General features: G+C 41.6%; 15 protein-coding genes. 11 read left to right on the top strand and 4 right to left on the bottom strand.

Annotation, left to right across the window (positions count from 1 at the left end; all coding sequences use genetic code 11):
- Positions 1–3: 3 nt before the first annotated feature.
- Complete coding sequence (locus CJ305_RS06465; protein ID WP_099645421.1) at positions 4–1,209, bottom strand: Pycsar system effector family protein; 1,206 nt, start codon at positions 1,207–1,209, stop codon at positions 4–6.
- Positions 1,210–1,269: 60 nt separating this feature from the next.
- Between CJ305_RS06465 and CJ305_RS06460 the strand changes: the two genes are divergently transcribed.
- Together CJ305_RS06460 and CJ305_RS06455 are read left to right on the top strand one after the other, a co-directional pair.
- Complete coding sequence (locus tag CJ305_RS06460; protein ID WP_099645420.1) at positions 1,270–4,980, top strand: metallophosphoesterase; 3,711 nt, start codon at positions 1,270–1,272, stop codon at positions 4,978–4,980.
- 21 nt (positions 4,981–5,001) lie between these two features.
- On the top strand, positions 5,002–6,567 hold the full coding sequence (locus CJ305_RS06455) for a bifunctional GNAT family N-acetyltransferase/carbon-nitrogen hydrolase family protein (RefSeq protein ID WP_099645419.1): 1,566 nt from the start codon (positions 5,002–5,004) through the stop codon (positions 6,565–6,567).
- Here the strand turns inward: CJ305_RS06455 and CJ305_RS06450 are convergent, their stop codons facing one another.
- The 3 genes from CJ305_RS06450 to CJ305_RS06440 form a co-directional block, all read right to left on the bottom strand.
- Positions 6,568–7,707: a pentapeptide repeat-containing protein gene (locus tag CJ305_RS06450; RefSeq protein ID WP_099645418.1), complete on the bottom strand. Its 1,140-nt coding sequence runs from the start codon at positions 7,705–7,707 to the stop codon at positions 6,568–6,570.
- 181 nt (positions 7,708–7,888) lie between these two features.
- Entirely contained in the window at positions 7,889–8,839 is a 951-nt protein-coding gene (locus CJ305_RS06445; RefSeq protein ID WP_099645417.1) for a mechanosensitive ion channel family protein, read from the bottom strand.
- Positions 8,840–8,865: 26 nt separating this feature from the next.
- Positions 8,866–9,354, bottom strand: a complete 489-nt coding sequence (locus CJ305_RS06440) for a Dps family protein (protein ID WP_099645416.1) — start codon at positions 9,352–9,354, stop codon at positions 8,866–8,868.
- Positions 9,355–9,543: 189 nt separating this feature from the next.
- Between CJ305_RS06440 and CJ305_RS06435 the strand changes: the two genes are divergently transcribed.
- The 9 genes from CJ305_RS06435 to CJ305_RS06395 are packed head-to-tail and all read left to right on the top strand — an operon-like array spanning position 9,544 to position 18,056.
- Positions 9,544–10,542, top strand: a complete 999-nt coding sequence (locus CJ305_RS06435; protein ID WP_099645415.1) for an SDR family oxidoreductase — start codon at positions 9,544–9,546, stop codon at positions 10,540–10,542.
- Between the two features lie 10 nt (positions 10,543–10,552).
- A complete protein-coding gene (locus CJ305_RS06430; RefSeq protein WP_099645414.1) occupies positions 10,553–11,824 on the top strand; it encodes a nucleotide sugar dehydrogenase in 1,272 nt (423 codons plus the stop codon).
- Complete coding sequence (gene wecB / locus CJ305_RS06425) at positions 11,811–12,938, top strand: non-hydrolyzing UDP-N-acetylglucosamine 2-epimerase (RefSeq protein WP_099645413.1); 1,128 nt, start codon at positions 11,811–11,813, stop codon at positions 12,936–12,938. Before CJ305_RS06430 ends, wecB begins: the two co-directional genes overlap by 14 nt.
- Positions 12,935–13,984, top strand: coding sequence for a dTDP-glucose 4,6-dehydratase (rfbB, locus tag CJ305_RS06420; RefSeq protein WP_099645412.1), 1,050 nt, complete (start codon positions 12,935–12,937; stop codon positions 13,982–13,984). The genes wecB and rfbB overlap by 4 nt, the downstream gene beginning before the upstream one ends.
- 24 nt (positions 13,985–14,008) lie before the next feature.
- On the top strand, positions 14,009–14,866 hold the full coding sequence (gene rfbA / locus CJ305_RS06415; protein ID WP_099645411.1) for a glucose-1-phosphate thymidylyltransferase RfbA: 858 nt from the start codon (positions 14,009–14,011) through the stop codon (positions 14,864–14,866).
- A complete protein-coding gene (rfbC, locus tag CJ305_RS06410) occupies positions 14,866–15,420 on the top strand; it encodes a dTDP-4-dehydrorhamnose 3,5-epimerase (protein WP_099645410.1) in 555 nt (184 codons plus the stop codon). Before rfbA ends, rfbC begins: the two co-directional genes overlap by 1 nt.
- The gene (gene rfbD, locus CJ305_RS06405; RefSeq protein WP_099645409.1) at positions 15,413–16,264 is read left to right on the top strand and encodes a dTDP-4-dehydrorhamnose reductase; all 852 of its coding nucleotides are present in this window, start codon (positions 15,413–15,415) and stop codon (positions 16,262–16,264) included. Before rfbC ends, rfbD begins: the two co-directional genes overlap by 8 nt.
- Positions 16,265–16,316: 52 nt before the next feature.
- Positions 16,317–16,934, top strand: coding sequence for a recombination mediator RecR (gene recR, locus CJ305_RS06400; protein WP_099645408.1), 618 nt, complete (start codon positions 16,317–16,319; stop codon positions 16,932–16,934).
- Positions 16,935–16,937: 3 nt separating this feature from the next.
- Positions 16,938–18,056: a glycosyltransferase family 2 protein gene (locus tag CJ305_RS06395; protein ID WP_099645407.1), complete on the top strand. Its 1,119-nt coding sequence runs from the start codon at positions 16,938–16,940 to the stop codon at positions 18,054–18,056.
- Positions 18,057–18,081: the final 25 nt, after the last annotated feature.

The following is an 18,081-nucleotide window of genomic DNA, read 5'->3' as shown; positions in this document are numbered from 1 at the left end:
CAATTACATTATTGAAAAGGCAATTATAAAGCTGATTACCGATACGATAATACCTACCATGAACACGGTGTAGGTGCGTCGTAAGAGCATATACTTTTTATTAAGCACAACGCCCAGCAGGTATAAATCCTTGGTGAGGGCTTCATAGATATAGTCCTTATCGTAGATAATTTCGTTGATTGCCCATTGATACTGGTCGTATTTCATTTTGTGGAAATTTCCAAAAAACAAAATATTGACCTGCTTCTTCTTAACCTGTTCGCGGGTAAACTCTCCTGAGGTCACATTAGGACGGGTAGAAAGAATAGACATAATTATCGAAGCTACGCTAAATAGAACCAAAATTAGGGTAGGCAGCAACAAGTGACGGTTACTGGGCGCATCTAATTTTGGAATCATATTAGACAAGGCCAGAGAGATGATAATGGCATTTACCGAAAGCAGGATGTTTGCCTTGGTATCTGCAATATCACTCAGTTTGATATGGTTACGCAAGGTAGTACGGTATAAAGTCTGCACACCACGATCCGGACTTTCGTCTTTGTATTTGGCTTTAAGCTTAGCCTTGATTTCTTCTTTCTTGTATTTTTTCTTTTTCTTTTTCTCTTTTTTAAGCAGGGAAATCAGGTTTTCATCTTTCTGTGATTTCCAATTACGGGCGGCGTAGTCTGTATAGAATCGATGTTTATTGGTAAACATATCTATATTCTCTTCCCGCCATTGCGCAGGGGAGAAGTCGGCACTTCCGGTAAGCATCAATTCCTGACGTAAAAACTCGCTGGTTTGCTTGTAATAGTCTTTGGCAAAATGGGAGTTATCGGCATCCTTTAATATGCGCTCCATTTCATTTTGAGGTTCTACACCCATTTTGGTGGAAGCAATCAGATCAATGACCATTTGCTGAATTTCGGGATCTGTACCTTCCTTTTTCATGTAGTCTTTGGCAATCTCAATACTCGCATCTTCATGCCCTTCACGAGTCACGGTATAACCGGTGTCATGCATCCATGCGGCCAGTACCAGCGCCTCTTTCTGTTTAACATTAATTTCAGAGTTATCGGCGATTTCTTTAGTACTTTTAACCACTCTGACCGTGTGATCGTAGTTATGATACAGATAACTATTTGGAAGTTTTTCCTTAAAAAGTTCGAGTACAAATTGATCTGCTTTCGAGATAGATTTAGATTCTTTTTCTGCAGTTTCAGCCATGTGGATAGTGATTTAATCAAGTTATGAAAAGTACAAAAAAGAATCCCGAATAAAATTTTCATGATAAAAAATAACATACTTCTAACACTTGTTAGCCTCCTGCTATTATCGGCTTGTGCCACGTATACCAATCGTTACCGGGATGATGTTGAACAGGACGTTTATCCTGAAGATAAAGAAATTGAGCGTACTTTTTACCTCATAGGTGACGCCGGAAATGCAGAGCTCGGGGAGAGTACAGAAGGGCTTTTAATCTTCAAGAAAATACTGGATCAGGCAAACGATCCTAATTCGTTTGCAATTTTTCTTGGGGATAATATTTATCCCGTTGGGATGCCTCCTGAAAATTCTGAGGAGCGCGCTCTTGCAGAACACCGCATAGATGCTCAGGTTGAGACTTTCACCAATTTTAAGGGAACGCCTATTATCATACCCGGTAATCACGACTGGTACAATGATGGTCTGAACGGTCTAAGCCGTGAAGAAGAATATATCAAGGAAATTACCGGTAAAGACGACATCTTTTTGCCACAGGACGGTTGTCCTTTAGTAAGCTACGATGTTAGTGATGAGGTGCATCTCATTTTATTAGACACACAATGGTATCTTGAAGATTGGAACAAAAACCCCAAGATTAACGATAAATGCGACAACATCAAAGACCGAGAAAAGTTCTTTATTGAGTTTCAGAACGAACTCAAGAAGAACCAACAGAAAACGGTAATCATTGCTATGCACCATCCTATGTTTACCAATGGGGTTCACGGAGGTAAATTTGCATTAGATAAACATCTTTACCCATCGCAGCAAAAAGTTCCGTTGCCTATTTTGGCATCATTGGTAACGCAGGTACGTACTCAGGGAGGGGTGTCAAAGCAAGATCGTTTTAATGAGAAGTATAATGAACTGATGAAGCGTTTGCGTCTTTTGGCGGAAGATGTTAAAAAATCGGTCTTTGTTTCAGGTCACGAGCACGGTCTGCAGTATATAGAACACGAGGAGGTTCGGCAGATTGTTTCCGGGTCAGGTTCTAAATCTTCGTATGCATTTTTAGGAAATGACGGCCTTTTTAGTAGTGATTATGAAGGTTTTGCCCGTTTAGATATTTTTAAAGATGGCTCTTCTTTTGTCCGCTATTATGGGGCAGATCAGGAAACCGGAAAACTTGATTTGTTTTTTCAAAAGCAGGTTTATGCTCCTGATAAGCTGGTAGACTATTCCAATCTAACTACGGAATACGATACCACGGTTCAGGCTTCGGTATATACCGTTGCAGAGACAGAAAGATCAGATCTTTTTGAAAATGTCTGGGGCGAACAGTATCGGGATGTTTATGGTAAAAAAGTTACGGTTCCGGTAGCTATTTTAGATACGCTTTATGGAGGGCTGAAGGTCATACGACCCGGTGGCGGAAAACAAACTACCTCATTGCGTCTTGAAGATAAAGACGGAAGGGAATACAATATGCGGTCTTTACGCAAAAGCGGTGTTCAGTTTTTACAGAATACCGTCTTAAAACAAAATGAGGATATGGAGGAGGACCTTGAGAATAGTCTGCCCCGTAGCCTTATTCAGGATTTTTATACTGCGGCACATCCGTACGGGGCTTTTGCAATTCCTACGCTAAGTAAAGCGGCTCGTGTGCTGAGTACGACTCCGGAATTGTTTTATGTACCCAAACAACCCGCGCTGGGCATTTATAATGCAGATTATGGTGATGAGCTCTATATGATTGTGGAGCGTCCTGCAGAGGAGTTTGATGGCGCAACGTTCAATTATCCGGATGATATTGAAAGTACGGATGATATTCTTGACAAAATACGCAGCGACGAAGAGAACGTTGTTGACGAGGTAACCTACATTCGTGCGCGTATGTTTGATATGCTTATAGGAGATTGGGACCGGGATAACGACCAGTGGCGCTGGGCTGAATATAAGAATCAAAATGGGAAAGATGTTTTTGTACCCATACCACGTGATCGGGATCAGGTGTTTACCAACTTCGATGGTACCATTTTAAATATCGCTCAAACGCTTTTTGGTGCAGCTAAACAATTTCAAGCTTATGATAAAAACCTGAAAGACATCAAATGGTTTAATAAGGAAGGAATAAAATTAGACAGGGCTCTCGCGCAACAGTCGGGACGGGAGGTTTGGCTTGAACAGGCCCGCTCCTTGCAAAATGAAATTACAGATGCCGTTATTGAAGAAGCGTTTAATCAACTACCTGAAGAGGTGCAAGGCGGTAAATCAATAACAAATATTAAAGAGAACCTTAAGGGGCGTCGGGATAATATTGTGGAAATTGCAGAAACCTATTATGAGTATCTGGCCGAATTACAAATGATTATTGGTACAGATAAAGATGATTATTTTGAAATTACACGGGGTGATAATCAGACAACCGTAAAGGCCTGGCGTATTAAGGGAGGCGAAAAAGCCGATGTGCTCATCGATCGTACTTATTATTCTGACGAAACCAAACAACTCTGGATTTATGGACTGGACGATGATGATGTGTTTGAAGTAAATGGAACCGGAAACAATCCCATTTTCACCCGAATTATAGGCGGGCAAAACAATGATATCTATCGCATCTACAATGGCCGAGAAATAAAGGTTTACGATCACGAGACCCTGCCCAATACTATTGAGTCCCGGGGAGGTGCCAATTTCAGACTTACCGATGTCTACGATTACAACACGTATGACTATAAAAAGGACATTCTACGGTATAATGTTATTACTCCTGCCATAGGCTACAATCCAGATAATGGTTTGACTTTGGGATTAAGCGATTCGTATACGGTAAATGGCTTTAAGCAGAATCCCTACAGTCAGCAGCATCGTTTTAAGGCCAATTATTTCTTTGCAACTCACGGCCTTGATTTACATTATGAAGGTGAATTTGCAGGAATTCTAAACGACTGGAATCTGGTCCTTCACGGGAGATATACAACACCTAATTATACCCGTAATTTCTTCGGTTTTGGAAACGAAAGTGTAAATCCCGATGATCAGCAAGGTTATGATTATAACCGCGTGCGTATGAGCGTTGCTGAAGTTTCAGGAGGACTTTTACGCAATTCAGACTACGGAAGCACCTTTTCGGTAAAGGCGCTTCTTCAAAGTTTTGCGCTTCAGGAAAATGCGTTGCGTTTTATTGAGCAGGTAAATGTAATAGAGCTGAAAGAAGCTAAATATTTCGCCTCTCTCGATGCAACCTATGAATATCACAGTAAGGATAACAGTCTCGCACCGACGAGGGGTATGGACTTCGTTTTAAATGGTGGTTTTACAAATAGTCTGACTAACACCGGGAATCGGTTTTTATACCTGAATCCCAGCCTTGGCTTTTACAATGCCCTCAGTGCAAACCGTAAATTGGTTTTGAAAACAACCGCCCGGGCACAATTCAGGTTTGGTGATAACTATGAGTTTTATCAGGGAGCTAGTCTGGGAGAGAATAACAATCTGAGGGGTTATCGCTTTGACAGATACATCGGAGGAGAGGCTTTTACCACTTCGGCTGATTTGCGGTATGCTTTTGATACCTTTAAAACCGGACTAATACCCTTACAAATTGGTATTTTTGCGGGTTATGACGTGGGTCGCGTGTGGTATGACGGTGATGCAAAATCAGAAAAGTGGCACGACTCGTATGGCCTGGGTTTTTGGGTAAACAGTACCGATGCCCTGAGCGGAACCTTCAATATGTTTAGAGGCTCAGAAGGCTTTAGGGTATCTTTTGGTTTCGGTTTTAATTTTTAAAGAACAATTCTTAAATACAGTATGAAAGAAGTAGAAAACGTAGATAATATCGACAAGCGGGAGCGTGTAGATACCATTAATCTTGAATATTTAGACATCAAGGATTTTCAGGAATTGAAGGAAATTATGATTGCGGTTTATCCTTCTATTCCAGATCCCTACTGGGAGAAAAAGCACCTTAAAAAATTGATGACCGTTTTTCCGGAAGGGCAGGTTGTGGTTAAAGTGAATGGAGAGATTGCCGGTTGTGCGTTGTCTATCATTGTAGATTACGATAAGTTTTCAGACAAGCATACCTATATGCAAATTACGGGTAACGAGAGCTTTAGCACCCATACCCCAAAAGGAAACGTTTTATACGGAATAGACATATTCATTTCGCACAAATACCGCGGAATGCGCATTGGTCGCAGACTTTACGATTACCGGAAAGAATTATGCGAAAACCTGAATTTAGAACGAATTGTCTTCGGAGGGCGTTTGCCTAATTACCATCAGTATGCAAAAGAATTAACGCCGAAACAATACATTGAGAAAGTGCGGACTCGTGAAATTAACGATCCGGTTCTTGATTTTCAGCTCAGCAACGATTTTCACGTAAAACGAATTATTACCAATTATCTGGAAGGGGATAAGCAGTCTAAAGAATATGCGGCTCTTTTAGAATGGGATAATATTTACTACCAAAAGCCTGAAAAGCGCCCTGCCAGCGTAAAAACGGTTGTACGTCTGGGGCTGGTACAATGGCAAATGCGTACCTACAAGAATTTTGAGGAACTCATTGAGCAGGCTGAGTATTTTATTGATACCATTTCGGGTTACCGATCAGACTTTGCCTTATTCCCAGAATTCTTCAATGCTCCGCTGATGGCGGCATACAATCACCTTTCAGAGCCTGATGCCATACGCGAACTGGCAAAATATACCGAACGCATACGCGACCGTTTTTCTGAACTCTCGGTGAGCTATAACATCAACATCATCACAGGTAGTATGCCGTATATTGAAGATGGTAAGCTCTATAACGTGGGTTTTTTGTGTAAACGCGACGGTACTATTGAAAAATTTTACAAGCTTCACGTAACTCCTGATGAAGCCAAAGCCTGGGGAATGAGCGGGGGCGAAAAGCTCAAAACCTTCAATACTGATTGTGGTAAAATAGGGATTCTTATTTGCTATGATGTGGAGTTTCCGGAGTTGAGCAGGTTGCTTGCAGATGAAGGCATGGACATACTTTTTGTGCCTTTCCTTACCGATACGCAAAACGGTTACAGCCGTGTAAGACACTGCGCGCAGGCACGTGCTATTGAAAACGAATGCTACGTGGCCATTGCGGGTAGTGTTGGGAATATTCCCAAAGTGCATAATATGGATATGCAGTTTGCACAGAGTATGGTGCTTACACCTTGTGATTTTCAGTTCCCGACTAATGGGGTTAAGGCTGAAGCTACGCCAAATGCCGAAATGATTTTGGTAGCCGACGTAGACCTTGATTTATTGAAAGAACTCAATCAATTTGGTAGCGTACACAATCTGGTAGATCGTAGAAAAGATCTGTTTACACTAAAGTGGAAGAATAAAAAATAACTAATCTCGCGGTAGGAGTTGGTAATTTTCATCATCAACTTCTATCACCTGATAGGTTTTAAATAACCAGCCGCTTTGATCTTTGTTGAGCTGCATAATAGCATCTTGTTCAAAATTCTTATGAACACGCGCATTCTTAAAGCTGGCGCCACTAATCTTTGTTTTTACCAGGCTTACATTACGCAAATCGCTGCCGGTAAGATTGGCTTTAGTAAAATCAGAACGGTCTAAAATGGCGTTTCGTAATTGTGCATTTTCGAGATCAGCATCAGTAAAACTGGTATAGCTCAGGTTTACCTGTTGCAGGCGTGCATTTGATAGGTTTGCATTTTTGAAATCGGTACCCGTAAAATTAGAGTTTCTGAGATCTGAATTTGATAGATTGATTTCTAGCAAATCGGCTCCTTTGAGCGTAATATCCCGCAATTCTGCATAGGTAAAGTCAAGACGGGTGATCAGTTTCCCGTTGCTGCGACTGCGTGAGGTAGCGTTGAGGTTTATGCCGGTTTCCAGTAAGGATACCAGAAGATAGCCACGTTCAGGGCTAATTACGCGTTCTATGAGGCTGTCATTTTCAAGATATTTATAAGGTTTAAGCATCTTGCTTAGCGAGATCAGTCTGCCCGCAGTCGCATCATTGATGTTTTTTTGCGAGTTTGACCGTACATCGTCGCTTATTTCTTTTAGCATAGAATCCATAAGCAGAAGCGTCTGTCCCCGGCGTTCGGCTTCCTGAAGGTAGGTTTGCTGATCAAGACGGTTGTTTTGTTGTTTAAACATTTCGCTCTGCCCGGTAATCAACTTGTTTTGCTGCGAAAGGTAATAGGTTTGAAAAATAAGCAGAATAGAGGGGAGGATGGCTGTTATCACCAGCAGAAAACCTACTCGTGTAAGTCTGATGATGATTGCGCTGAGTAAGTCAGACAGCGTCTCTCGCGATACACGTTGCTGCTCTGAAAGTTCTTCAAGAAAGCGTTCAATACTTTTTTTAAGCTTGGCGCCCAGAATAAAGCCCGAAGATTGTTTGAGGAAGGTCCAGCCTAATTTCCGGCGTTTCTGTTTAGACTGTTGCTGTTTTTCGAGTTTGGCTTTTAATTTTTGGTTTTCGGCCTGCAGGCGCGCAAATTCTTCGGGACTCATATACTTGATCTAATGGTATAAAAGTAGTAAAACGAAAATCAATCACATATCTTATAAAATCCAGGAAATTGTAATATGTGTTATAGAATTGTATTCGACTCTTAATGATTTCGCATAAGCACAAAAAAACCGACATCCATTAGGAAATCGGTTTTGATCATTTTTAAAATGTATTCGGTATTTAGCTCTCAGCGCTTCCGCCTCCAGAGTTTGCAATGGTGATGGTTTCTGAACGGAATTTATTCTTGCCAAAATCCAGCGTACGTATTGGGAACGGAATATTGATATCGTTAGCATCAAAGGCTTTCTTAATTGCAATAATGGCCAAATCCTGAGCGGCTAGCATATCTTTACGTTTGGTAACCGGTGCCCAAAAACGCGCTACGAAGTTTATGGAACTGTCTCCGAAGCTTTCGTAGAAGAATTCGATCTCTTCAGAATCTTGTTGCTCAAATTCCTTTTTAAGCGTTTCCAGAGTAAGCTTTTTCACAGCTTCCAGATCGCTTTCATAACCTACTCCGCAATTAATAAAAACACGGCTTCTGGCCGTTTGCGACCAGTTTTTAAAGGGGGAATCTACAATACTGGCATTGGGAACAACTACATAATTATTGTCTGCCTGTTTGAGAGTAACATTCCGTAAGGTTATATCTTCAACAAAACCGGAATAATCATTGGTCTCTACCCAGTCTCCTAACTGCAAACGGGGCATAAAGCTTAAAATCACACCACTAAAAGTATTGTTTAATGTGCCTTGTAAAGCCAGACCAATTGCCAGACCTACCACACCAGCACCAGCAAGTACTGATGTTAGGACTTTATCTAAATCCATAACACCCAGCGCGACAAAGAAACCAATTAAAACGGTTATTGCGAAGGCGGTTTTACCAGCCATCACCCTAATAGAGTCCTGTTTAACCCCTCGCATCATTATATTGCGTACAAATTTGGAAACATATTTTGCCGCAAACCAGAAAAGAGCAAAAACCAGTATAGCTATAACAAAGTTGGGCAGCTTAAGGATAAGGCTTTCGCCCCAGCCCTGTAATTTTTCGATAAGTTTATAGAAGTCGTACCCTAAAAACGTCCATTCCGGATGATTTTGGGTTTCGGTTTGTAAAATTGATAACATAAAGTTTAGGGTTGGTTAGTACTATTTTATTTCTGGTGATTTTCGGTCTTATTCATGCGCCAGGTATCCAGCATCCAGCTTGTTTTTTCAAGCTCTCTGATATAAGCGCCGAGAAGATCAATTGTTCCTTCGTCTCCACCTTTGTCTGCAGCCTCAACCACTTTACGCATTTGAATTAAAATTTTACCGTGATCCTCCAGTAGAATGTTAATCATCTCAAGATCATTGGTTTCACTGGGGGATTCTTTAATATTAGAAAGTTCGAGATAGCGCGTGAGATGACTTTCGGGTTGATGACGTAGCGTTAAAATGCGCTCTGCGAGTTCATCGATTTTGATCAAAGCATCATTATACATTTCTTCAAACTTGGCATGAAGGTCAAAAAAGTTTTCACCGATTACATTCCAATGAAAGTTTCTGAGCTTTTGATAATATAGGTGATAATCTGCCAACAGGATATTGAGTTGTGTGACGGTTTCCTGCGTCTTCTCTGAGTCGAGATTGAGGTAATTCATAATAACTTTTCTTTTTTCGTTTTTGTTAAAATTACTAATGTTTTTGCGCTAATGGCAGAATTGACAGGCGTTTAGTATAAGTTTAACTTGTGAAAAAGCTAATATTTGCAGATAAATTAAAATTTTGTTAAGGAAACATCCGCTAATTCGGAATTCTTAATTTAATTTAGAAAAAAATACCTGACCCCTATGAATTCGTCAACCATCCCTAGCGTTGCCGGTATGCGTATTTTAGTTACCGGAGGAGCCGGTTTTATCGGCTCACATCTAATTGACAGAATGCTTAATCTTGGAGCTCAAGTAAAATGCCTTGACAACTTTTCAACCGGAAAACACGAGAATCTGCTGTCCTTTAAAAACCATCCCAATTTTGAATTGCTTGAAGGCGATATTCGGGATTTCGAAGTGTGTAAGGAGGCAGTTAAAGGTTGTGATTCTGTTTCCCATCAGGCAGCATTAGGCTCAGTACCCAGAAGTTTAAATGATCCCATCAGCTCTCACGCGGTTAATGTTTCAGGTTTTTTAAATATCCTCGAAGCTAGCCGTTTAGAAAACGTGAAGCATTTTGTTTATGCCGCGAGTTCGGCAACTTATGGGGATGCCGATGCTTTGCCAAAGATCGAAAGCGAAATTGGCGAGCCGCTTTCACCTTATGCGGCGACAAAACTATTTAATGAAATTTACGCAGGTGTATATTTTAAAAATTACGGTTTCAATACCATAGGTCTGCGTTACTTTAATGTCTTTGGTCCCAGACAGGATCCTGATGGCTCTTACGCTGCTGTAATTCCTAAATTTATTTCCAGTTTAATGGTAGGAGAATCTCCGGTAATTAACGGAGATGGTTCTTTTTCCAGAGATTATACCTATATAGAGAATGTGGTTCAGGCTAATTTGTTAGCTTTGACCGCCACTAAAAAGCATACCTTAAACGAGATTTATAACATCGCTTACGGTGAACAAACCACTTTAATCGAGTTGGTTAGAGAGATCAAAGAGCGCTTACTTAATTACAACCAGAAAGTAAGTGAGATCGAACCGGTTTTTGGTCCCGAGCGTAGAGGTGATGTGCCGCATTCTTTAGCATCAATTACCAAAGCGCGAAATCTCTTAGGTTATGATCCCGCTTATGATCTTAAAACAGGTTTGACAGAGACGGTAGAGTGGTACTATAAGAATTTGAACTAAAAAACATTTAATGAAAATTGGGGTTATCGGCCTGGGATATGTGGGTCTTCCGCTGGCGCGGCTTTTTGCAACACAATACGATGTGGTAGGTTTTGACCTTAAAAAGGAACGTGTCGCAGATCTGCAAAACGGAAATGATCATACCGGAGAAGTCGATCCTGAGCAACTCAAAGCGGTTTTAAAAGCGCAGAATTCAAGCGGAAATGGTCTTTTTTGTACTTCAAATCCAGACGAACTTAAAACAGTTACCGTTTTTATCGTTACCGTACCCACGCCTATAGATCACAACAACAATCCGGATTTAAGCCCCTTAATCAATGCCAGTAAAACTGTTGCAGCTCATCTTAAAAAGAGCGACGTGGTGATTTACGAGTCTACGGTTTATCCGGGCGTTACCGAAGAAGTTTGTATCCCCATTCTTGAAGAAAATTCAGGACTTCAGTTTAATGTTGATTTTTTTGCGGGGTATTCTCCGGAGCGTATCAATCCCGGGGATAAAACGCATACTGTAGATAAAATTCGAAAAGTGACCTCAGGCTCAGACGCGGCTACGGCAGATCTGGTAGATAACCTTTATGCTTCTGTCATAAGTGCCGGTACTTATAAAGCTGCTTCAATCAAAGTAGCCGAAGCCGCTAAAGTGATCGAAAATTCCCAGCGTGATATCAATATTGCCTTTGTAAATGAACTGGCAAAGATTTTTAATCTTCTCGAAATAGACACCCAGCAGGTGCTGGAAGCTGCGGGCACCAAATGGAATTTTCTCCCCTTTAAACCCGGTTTGGTAGGCGGACATTGCATAGGTGTCGACCCCTATTATTTAGCACAGAAAGCCAAGCAGGTGGGATATCATCCTGAGATCATTCTTGCAGGCAGACGCCTCAATGACAGTATGGGAACGTATATAGCATCTCAGGTGGTAAAACTGATGGCGCAACGAGATATCAGACTTAAGGATAGTGCCATTTTGGTTTTGGGGATAACTTTTAAAGAAAACTGTCCGGATGTACGCAACACCCGTGTGGTTGACATTATTCGGGATTTGGAAGAATATGGCGCGAGGGTTTCGGTTTACGATCCGCAGGCAGATGCAGCATTAGTTCGTGAGGAGTACGGCTACGATTTAATACCAAATCTGGAGGGTAAAAAGTATTCAGCCATAGTACTTGCGGTAAGTCATTCGGAGTTTATAGATTTAAATCTCGAAGAATTGAAAGCCGAAAACGCCGTTGTTTATGACGTGAAGGGTTTTTATAAAGAGGGAGTCGATGGCAGATTATAAAGGCCGAAAGAAAGTTTTATTTGTTTTTGGAACACGTCCGGAAGCTATTAAACTCGCTCCTGTAATTCGGCTTTTTCAGACGGATGCGGTTTTTGAGACTCGAGTTTGTCTAACCGCCCAGCACCGCGAAATGCTTGATCAGGTTCTTGATTTTTTTGAACTTAACGCAGATTATGATCTGGATTTGATGCGTAAAAATCAGGATCTGTTTGATCTTACAGCCCGAATTCTCACCGCGCTTAAAGAACCCTTAGCAGATTTTAAGCCTGATTTAGTCTGTGTTCACGGTGATACCACTACAACTATGGCGACTAGTCTTGCTGCCTTTTATGCGGGTTGTAAAGTTGCGCATATAGAAGCCGGTCTGCGTACCTTCAATAAACAATCTCCTTTTCCTGAGGAATTAAACCGTCAAATCACAGGTCGAATTGCAGATTTCCATTTTGCACCTACAGCGAGAGCCTCCGCTAATTTGAAGGCTGAAGGGATAGCCGTCGAACAGATTTTTGTCACCGGAAACACGGTGATAGATGCCTTGCAGCTCACGGTTAAAAAGGTGGAAACGCTAAAGCCGAATTTTTCAGAATCGATTCCATTTCAGGATAAAAAGATCATTTTAATCACAGGTCATCGCCGGGAAAATTTTGGCGATGGGATGAAGCGTATATGTGAAGCTTTAAAAATTTTAGCCCGGGAGCGTCCTGATATTCATTTAGTCTACCCCGTTCATCTCAATCCCAATGTAAAAAATACCGTTTTTGATATTTTGGGAGCTCTTGACAATTGCTCATTGATCGAGCCGTTGCAATATCCTGATTTTGTATGGCTCATGAACCAGTCCTATCTAATAGTTACTGATAGCGGCGGGGTTCAGGAGGAGGCACCCGGACTGGGGAAACCGGTACTCGTCACACGCGACACCACAGAGCGACCTGAAGCTGTAGAAGCCGGTACAGTACTACTTACCGGTACAAATCCCGACAAATTGAGACAAGGTATCTTAACTTTGCTAGATAATGAAGAACATTACCATACGATGAGCAAAGCCTACAATCCCTATGGTGACGGGAAAGCCGCTCAGCGTATTTTAGAGCATTTAAAAGTCAGATTATGAATATTTTAATCACAGGAGGAGCGGGTTTTATAGGTTCTCATGTTGTACGCCTGTTTGTAAACAACCGGCCTGAAGATGTGATTTTTAATCTGGATGCATTGACTTATGCCGGTAATTTGGAAAATTTAAAAGACCTTGAAGATGCTGACAATTATCAGTTTTTAAAAGCAGACATCACCGATGCCGATAAGCTGGAAGCTCTTTTTGCGGCCCATAATTTTGACCGGGTTATTCACTTAGCGGCAGAGTCTCATGTAGACCGCTCGATCAAAGATCCTCTGGCTTTTGTAAAAACCAATGTGCAGGGGACCGTAAATCTTCTCAATGCCTGTTTAAAGTTTTGGGAGGCTCCCTATGCCAATAATCTGTTTTACCACGTTAGTACTGATGAAGTTTACGGCTCTTTGGGCGAAAACGGGTTGTTTACTGAAACTACTACCTATGATCCCAATTCACCCTATTCAGCTTCAAAGGCAAGTTCAGATCATTTTGTGCGCGCCTACGGCGAAACCTATAAACTTCCGTATATAATAAGTAATTGCAGTAATAATTACGGGCCTAATCAGTTTCCCGAAAAATTAATACCGCTATTTATCAATAATTGCATTGAAAATAAGTCGTTACCGGTTTATGGCGACGGAAATTACACGAGAGACTGGCTCTATGTACTTGATCACGCGCGTGCAATAGAACTGCTTTTTGACTCCGGTAAAACGGGAGAGACTTGCAACATAGGCGGTTTTAATGAGTGGAAGAATATTGACCTGGTTAAGCTGTTGTGTCGGGTAATGGATGAAAAGCTCAACAGACCGGAAGGAAGCTCAGCTAAGCTTATAACCTATGTAAAAGACCGTCCCGGTCACGATAAGCGCTATGCGATTGATGCAACCAAAATAAACAGGGATTTAAACTGGAAACCTTCCGTTACTTTCGAAGAAGGCTTGCGTTTAACTGTAGATTGGTATCTTGCAAACCCCGTTTGGCTTCAGGGAGTAACCAGTGGCGCCTATCGGGAATATTATGCAGCGCATTATTTAGAAAAGTAATTTGTAGATAACAAATTTTAATTGATGAAAGGAATCATTTTGGCAGGAGGTTCGGGAACCCGATTATATCCGCTCACCGTGGCGGTAAGTAAGCAATTGCTTCCGGTTTATGATAAACCTATGATTTACTATCCACTATCTACATTGATGTTGGCAGGTATTCGGGAAATTCTGATCATCACTACTCCTCAGGATCAACAAGCCTTTAAAAACCTACTGGGCGATGGTACTGCCCTTGGTTGCAGCTTTAGTTACGAAGTGCAACATGAGCCTAACGGTCTTGCAGAAGCTTTTATCATTGGGGCTCAATTTATAGGTCAGGACTCCGTAGCGCTGGTCTTAGGGGACAATATTTTCTATGGAAACGGTCTGAGTAAAATGCTTCAGCAGCAAACCCATTTGACCGGCGGATCTATTTTCGCTTATCCTGTAAAGGATCCGAATCGATACGGAGTCGTGGAATTTGACGAGGACGGAAAAGCGATTTCTGTTGAAGAAAAACCGGAGCATCCAAAGTCAAAATACGCGATTCCCGGCCTGTATTTCTTTGATAATCGTGTGGTTGACTTTGCTAAAGAGGTGAAGCCTTCCGCCAGAGGCGAAAAGGAAATCACCAGTATTCAACAGCGCTATTTGGAGCTCGAAGAACTTCAGGTTGCGGTTATGAGCCGTGGGATGACCTGGTTTGATACCGGTACCATTGATTCTTTAAACGAAGCCACAGATTTTGTACGCGCTATTGAGCACCGTCAGCAATTTAAAATCGGGTGTATTGAAGAAGTCGCTTTTTTAATGCACTATATTAATGCCGGTCAGTTGAAAAATCTGGCTGATAAGTACGGCAATTCTCCTTACGGAAACTACCTAAAAACATTAGTTTAATGCAGTTTATTGAGACCGGATTTAAAGATCTTTGGCTCATAGAGCCCGACATTTTTCAGGATCAAAGAGGTTATTTTTTTGAAGCTTTTAATGCAAAGGAATTCAAAAAATCAACCGGGATTGATACTGTTTTTGTTCAACAGAATCAATCTAAATCCACAAATAACGTCTTGCGCGGTATGCACCTGCAAATTGGTGAAGCTGCTCAGGCAAAATTGGTCCATATTCTTAAAGGCAAAGTACTTGATGTGGTGGTAGATCTGCGCAGGGGTGAACCTACTTTTGGCAACTATTACAGTGTCGAATTGAGTGGGGAGAATCAGCGACAACTTTATGTTCCGCGGGGTATGGCTCACGGTTTTCTGGTACTTGAGGAAGATACCCTGTTTACCTACAGCTGCGATAATTATTACAATCCGCAGGCTGAATTGACTTTGCGCTACGACGATTCAGATATTCAGATCGAATGGCCCAAACTTGAAGGGCTTAAACTTTCGCCTAAAGATCAGGCAGGTCTTGATCTCAAAAAGGTATTAGAAAAAATGTATGGCTAGCGAGCAACTTTCCGTATTGATTACCGGAGCCGGAGGCCAGCTTGCACAGTGCATAAAACACGTGATGGCAGATTTTGACTACGCCTTTTATTTTAAAGATCGAAAAGCGCTTGATATAACAGATAGCGATTCAATAAACAGGGTTTTAGATGAAACGAATTCTGATATAGTCATCAACACCGCGGCATATACACAGGTTGATCTTGCAGAGACTGAAACGGAACAGGCTTTTGCCATAAATCATCTGGGGGTGGCAAACCTTGCTAAACTTTGCGCCGAAAAAGGTATCAAACTCATTCATATTTCAACAGATTATGTTTTTGATGGCAAATCAGACCAGCCTTATCTGGAAACCGATCCAACAGCGCCTCAAACTGCTTACGGCAGGTCAAAATTAGCAGGAGAATTAGCCATTCAACAAGCAGCATTACCGGCATTTTGGCTTATACGCACCGCCTGGTTGTATAGTATTTACGGGAAGAATTTTTATAAAACCATTCTTAATCTGGCGCAAACCCGAGACGAACTCGGTGTGGTAAACGATCAGACGGGAGCACCTACTCAGGCTTTGGACCTAGCGCGATTTATACTTGAGAATTTATCGAAGCTTGATCGTGAGAATTCGGGAATCTATCATTTTGTAAACTCAGGGCAGGCAACCTGGTATGACTTTGCGTGTGCCATAATTGATCAAAATGCTCTGAAGACAGCTGTCGTCCCGGTAAGCAGCAATCAATATCCTACAGCGGCAACTCGCCCTCGATATAGCGTTTTGGATAATTCAAAGATTCAAAAAACCTTTAATTACTCAATAAGACATTGGAGAGAAGCCTTGCAAGGTTAAGCTTGTGTTTTTGTTAAGTTTACGAGCTTAAAATCTTTCTTACCTTTAACCTATGGATTTTTCATCAAAATTATTGGAGCAGGCCGTTTACGAGATGTCGCAATTGCCTGGCATTGGTAAGCGCACCGCTTTACGACTGGTATTACACCTGTTGCGTCAAAATGAAAACCAAACCCTGCAACTTGCCGAAGCACTGACCAATCTGCGTACCGGGATCAAATTCTGCAAAAACTGCCATAACATCTCAGATACCGAACTCTGTGAGATTTGTGCCAACCCTAACAGGGAGGCTTCAATAGTCTGTGTGGTTGAAGATGTGCGCGATGTAATGGCTATCGAGAACACGAGTCAGTATCGCGGTCATTATCACGTTTTGGGCGGAAAGATATCTCCATTAGATGGGGTAGGGCCTCAGGATTTGACCATTCAGTCTTTAAAAGAAAAAGTAAAATCTGGTGGAGTTGAAGAGGTTATTTTTGCCTTGAGTTCAACGATGGAGGGTGATACCACCAATTTTTATATTTATCGGCAACTGGAAGAATTTGGTATCAAAACTTCTACAATTGCCCGCGGAATAGCAGTGGGTGACGAGCTGGAGTATGCAGATGAGGTGACTTTGGGTCGCAGTATTTTGCACCGTATCCCGTTTGAAAATTCACTTAAAAATTAATTCATGCGGCTTTCGGTAATTATTGTGAGCTACAAGGTGCCGCATTACCTGCAGCTCTGCCTCGAAAGCGTCACAGGTGCTCTTACCGATATCGATTCTGAAATTATTGTTGTAGACAACGCTTCGGGGGACGCTACAGCTGAGATGGTTCAATCAGCCTTTCCTGAGGTAAAATGGATTGCAAATACTGAAAATGTTGGCTTTTCTAAAGCCAATAATCAGGGAGTTGCAGCAGCCTCCGGAAAATATATTTGCATTTTAAATCCCGATACGCTGGTGCCGGAATCCTGTTTTCATAATGTTTTAGCTTTCGCCGAAGGCAAAAAACAAATTGGAGCTGTGGGCGTACGACTGATTGACGGTACCGGTAACTTTCTCCCTGAAAGTAAGCGCAATTTGACCACACCCAAAGTGAGTTTACAGAAATTATTGGGTAATGGTAAATCGTACTATGCTACAAATCTCGCGGAAACAGATACCGGAAAAGTTGCGGTTCTGGTAGGTGCTTTTATGTTTTTGAAGAAACAGGTCTATGAAGAGGTGGGTGGTTTTGATGAGCGTTTTTTTATGTACGGTGAAGACATTGATTTGAGTTATTCCATCACGCAAAAAGGTTACGAAAATTACTATTTAGGCTCTACAACTGTTTTGCATTTTAAAGGGGAGAGCACGGTTAAAGACCGGGAATATGCAAAAAGGTTCTACGGCGCCATGCGTTTTTTTGCCGGAAAGCATTTTCATAACAGTAGGCTTGTTGATCGGGCTCTGAGTTTGGTAGTAAACGGTATCAGTTATACTTATGATAAAGCTAAACCTGATCAAAATTCAAAACCGGGTTTTGACAAGCACTATTGGGTAAGCGATACCAATTACCCGCCTGACGCATTGAAAGAAAAGGCTGTTGCCCTTAAATGGAATGAGCTAGCCTCTTGTCATTCTGATAAATGGACAGCTTCCCGTTTTGTTTTTGATCTTGAGGGAAGCACGATCGCTCAGATTCTTGAAGCTATGCAAGGGTTAAAAAACCGTCAAAATACATTTCGCATACGCCCTTCAAATTGTAATTTTAGCTGCGGCAGCGATTCTGCAGCCGGACGCGGTGAAGTAGAAAAATGGGTATGATTGATTATTTCAAAAATATATCTGT

This window comes from Leeuwenhoekiella nanhaiensis, assembly GCF_002744755.1.
Classification (GTDB): domain Bacteria; phylum Bacteroidota; class Bacteroidia; order Flavobacteriales; family Flavobacteriaceae; genus Leeuwenhoekiella; species Leeuwenhoekiella nanhaiensis.
Note: the sequence above shows the minus strand (reverse complement) of the source record. Positions and strands in the feature narration are given on the sequence as shown.

Coding starts and splice junctions, on each gene's coding strand:
- recR (WP_099645408.1), top strand. CDS start 16,317: ATGGATTTTTCATCAAAATTATTGGAGCAGGCCGTTTACGAGATGTCG.
- CJ305_RS06460 (WP_099645420.1), top strand. CDS start 1,270: ATGATAAAAAATAACATACTTCTAACACTTGTTAGCCTCCTGCTATTA.
- rfbC (WP_099645410.1), top strand. CDS start 14,866: ATGCAGTTTATTGAGACCGGATTTAAAGATCTTTGGCTCATAGAGCCC.
- rfbD (WP_099645409.1), top strand. CDS start 15,413: ATGGCTAGCGAGCAACTTTCCGTATTGATTACCGGAGCCGGAGGCCAG.
- rfbB (WP_099645412.1), top strand. CDS start 12,935: ATGAATATTTTAATCACAGGAGGAGCGGGTTTTATAGGTTCTCATGTT.
- CJ305_RS06440 (WP_099645416.1), bottom strand. CDS start 9,354: ATGAATTACCTCAATCTCGACTCAGAGAAGACGCAGGAAACCGTCACA.
- CJ305_RS06430 (WP_099645414.1), top strand. CDS start 10,553: ATGAAAATTGGGGTTATCGGCCTGGGATATGTGGGTCTTCCGCTGGCG.
- wecB (WP_099645413.1), top strand. CDS start 11,811: ATGGCAGATTATAAAGGCCGAAAGAAAGTTTTATTTGTTTTTGGAACA.
- CJ305_RS06435 (WP_099645415.1), top strand. CDS start 9,544: ATGAATTCGTCAACCATCCCTAGCGTTGCCGGTATGCGTATTTTAGTT.
- CJ305_RS06465 (WP_099645421.1), bottom strand. CDS start 1,209: ATGGCTGAAACTGCAGAAAAAGAATCTAAATCTATCTCGAAAGCAGAT.
- CJ305_RS06395 (WP_099645407.1), top strand. CDS start 16,938: ATGCGGCTTTCGGTAATTATTGTGAGCTACAAGGTGCCGCATTACCTG.
- CJ305_RS06450 (WP_099645418.1), bottom strand. CDS start 7,707: ATGAGTCCCGAAGAATTTGCGCGCCTGCAGGCCGAAAACCAAAAATTA.
- CJ305_RS06445 (WP_099645417.1), bottom strand. CDS start 8,839: ATGTTATCAATTTTACAAACCGAAACCCAAAATCATCCGGAATGGACG.
- rfbA (WP_099645411.1), top strand. CDS start 14,009: ATGAAAGGAATCATTTTGGCAGGAGGTTCGGGAACCCGATTATATCCG.
- CJ305_RS06455 (WP_099645419.1), top strand. CDS start 5,002: ATGAAAGAAGTAGAAAACGTAGATAATATCGACAAGCGGGAGCGTGTA.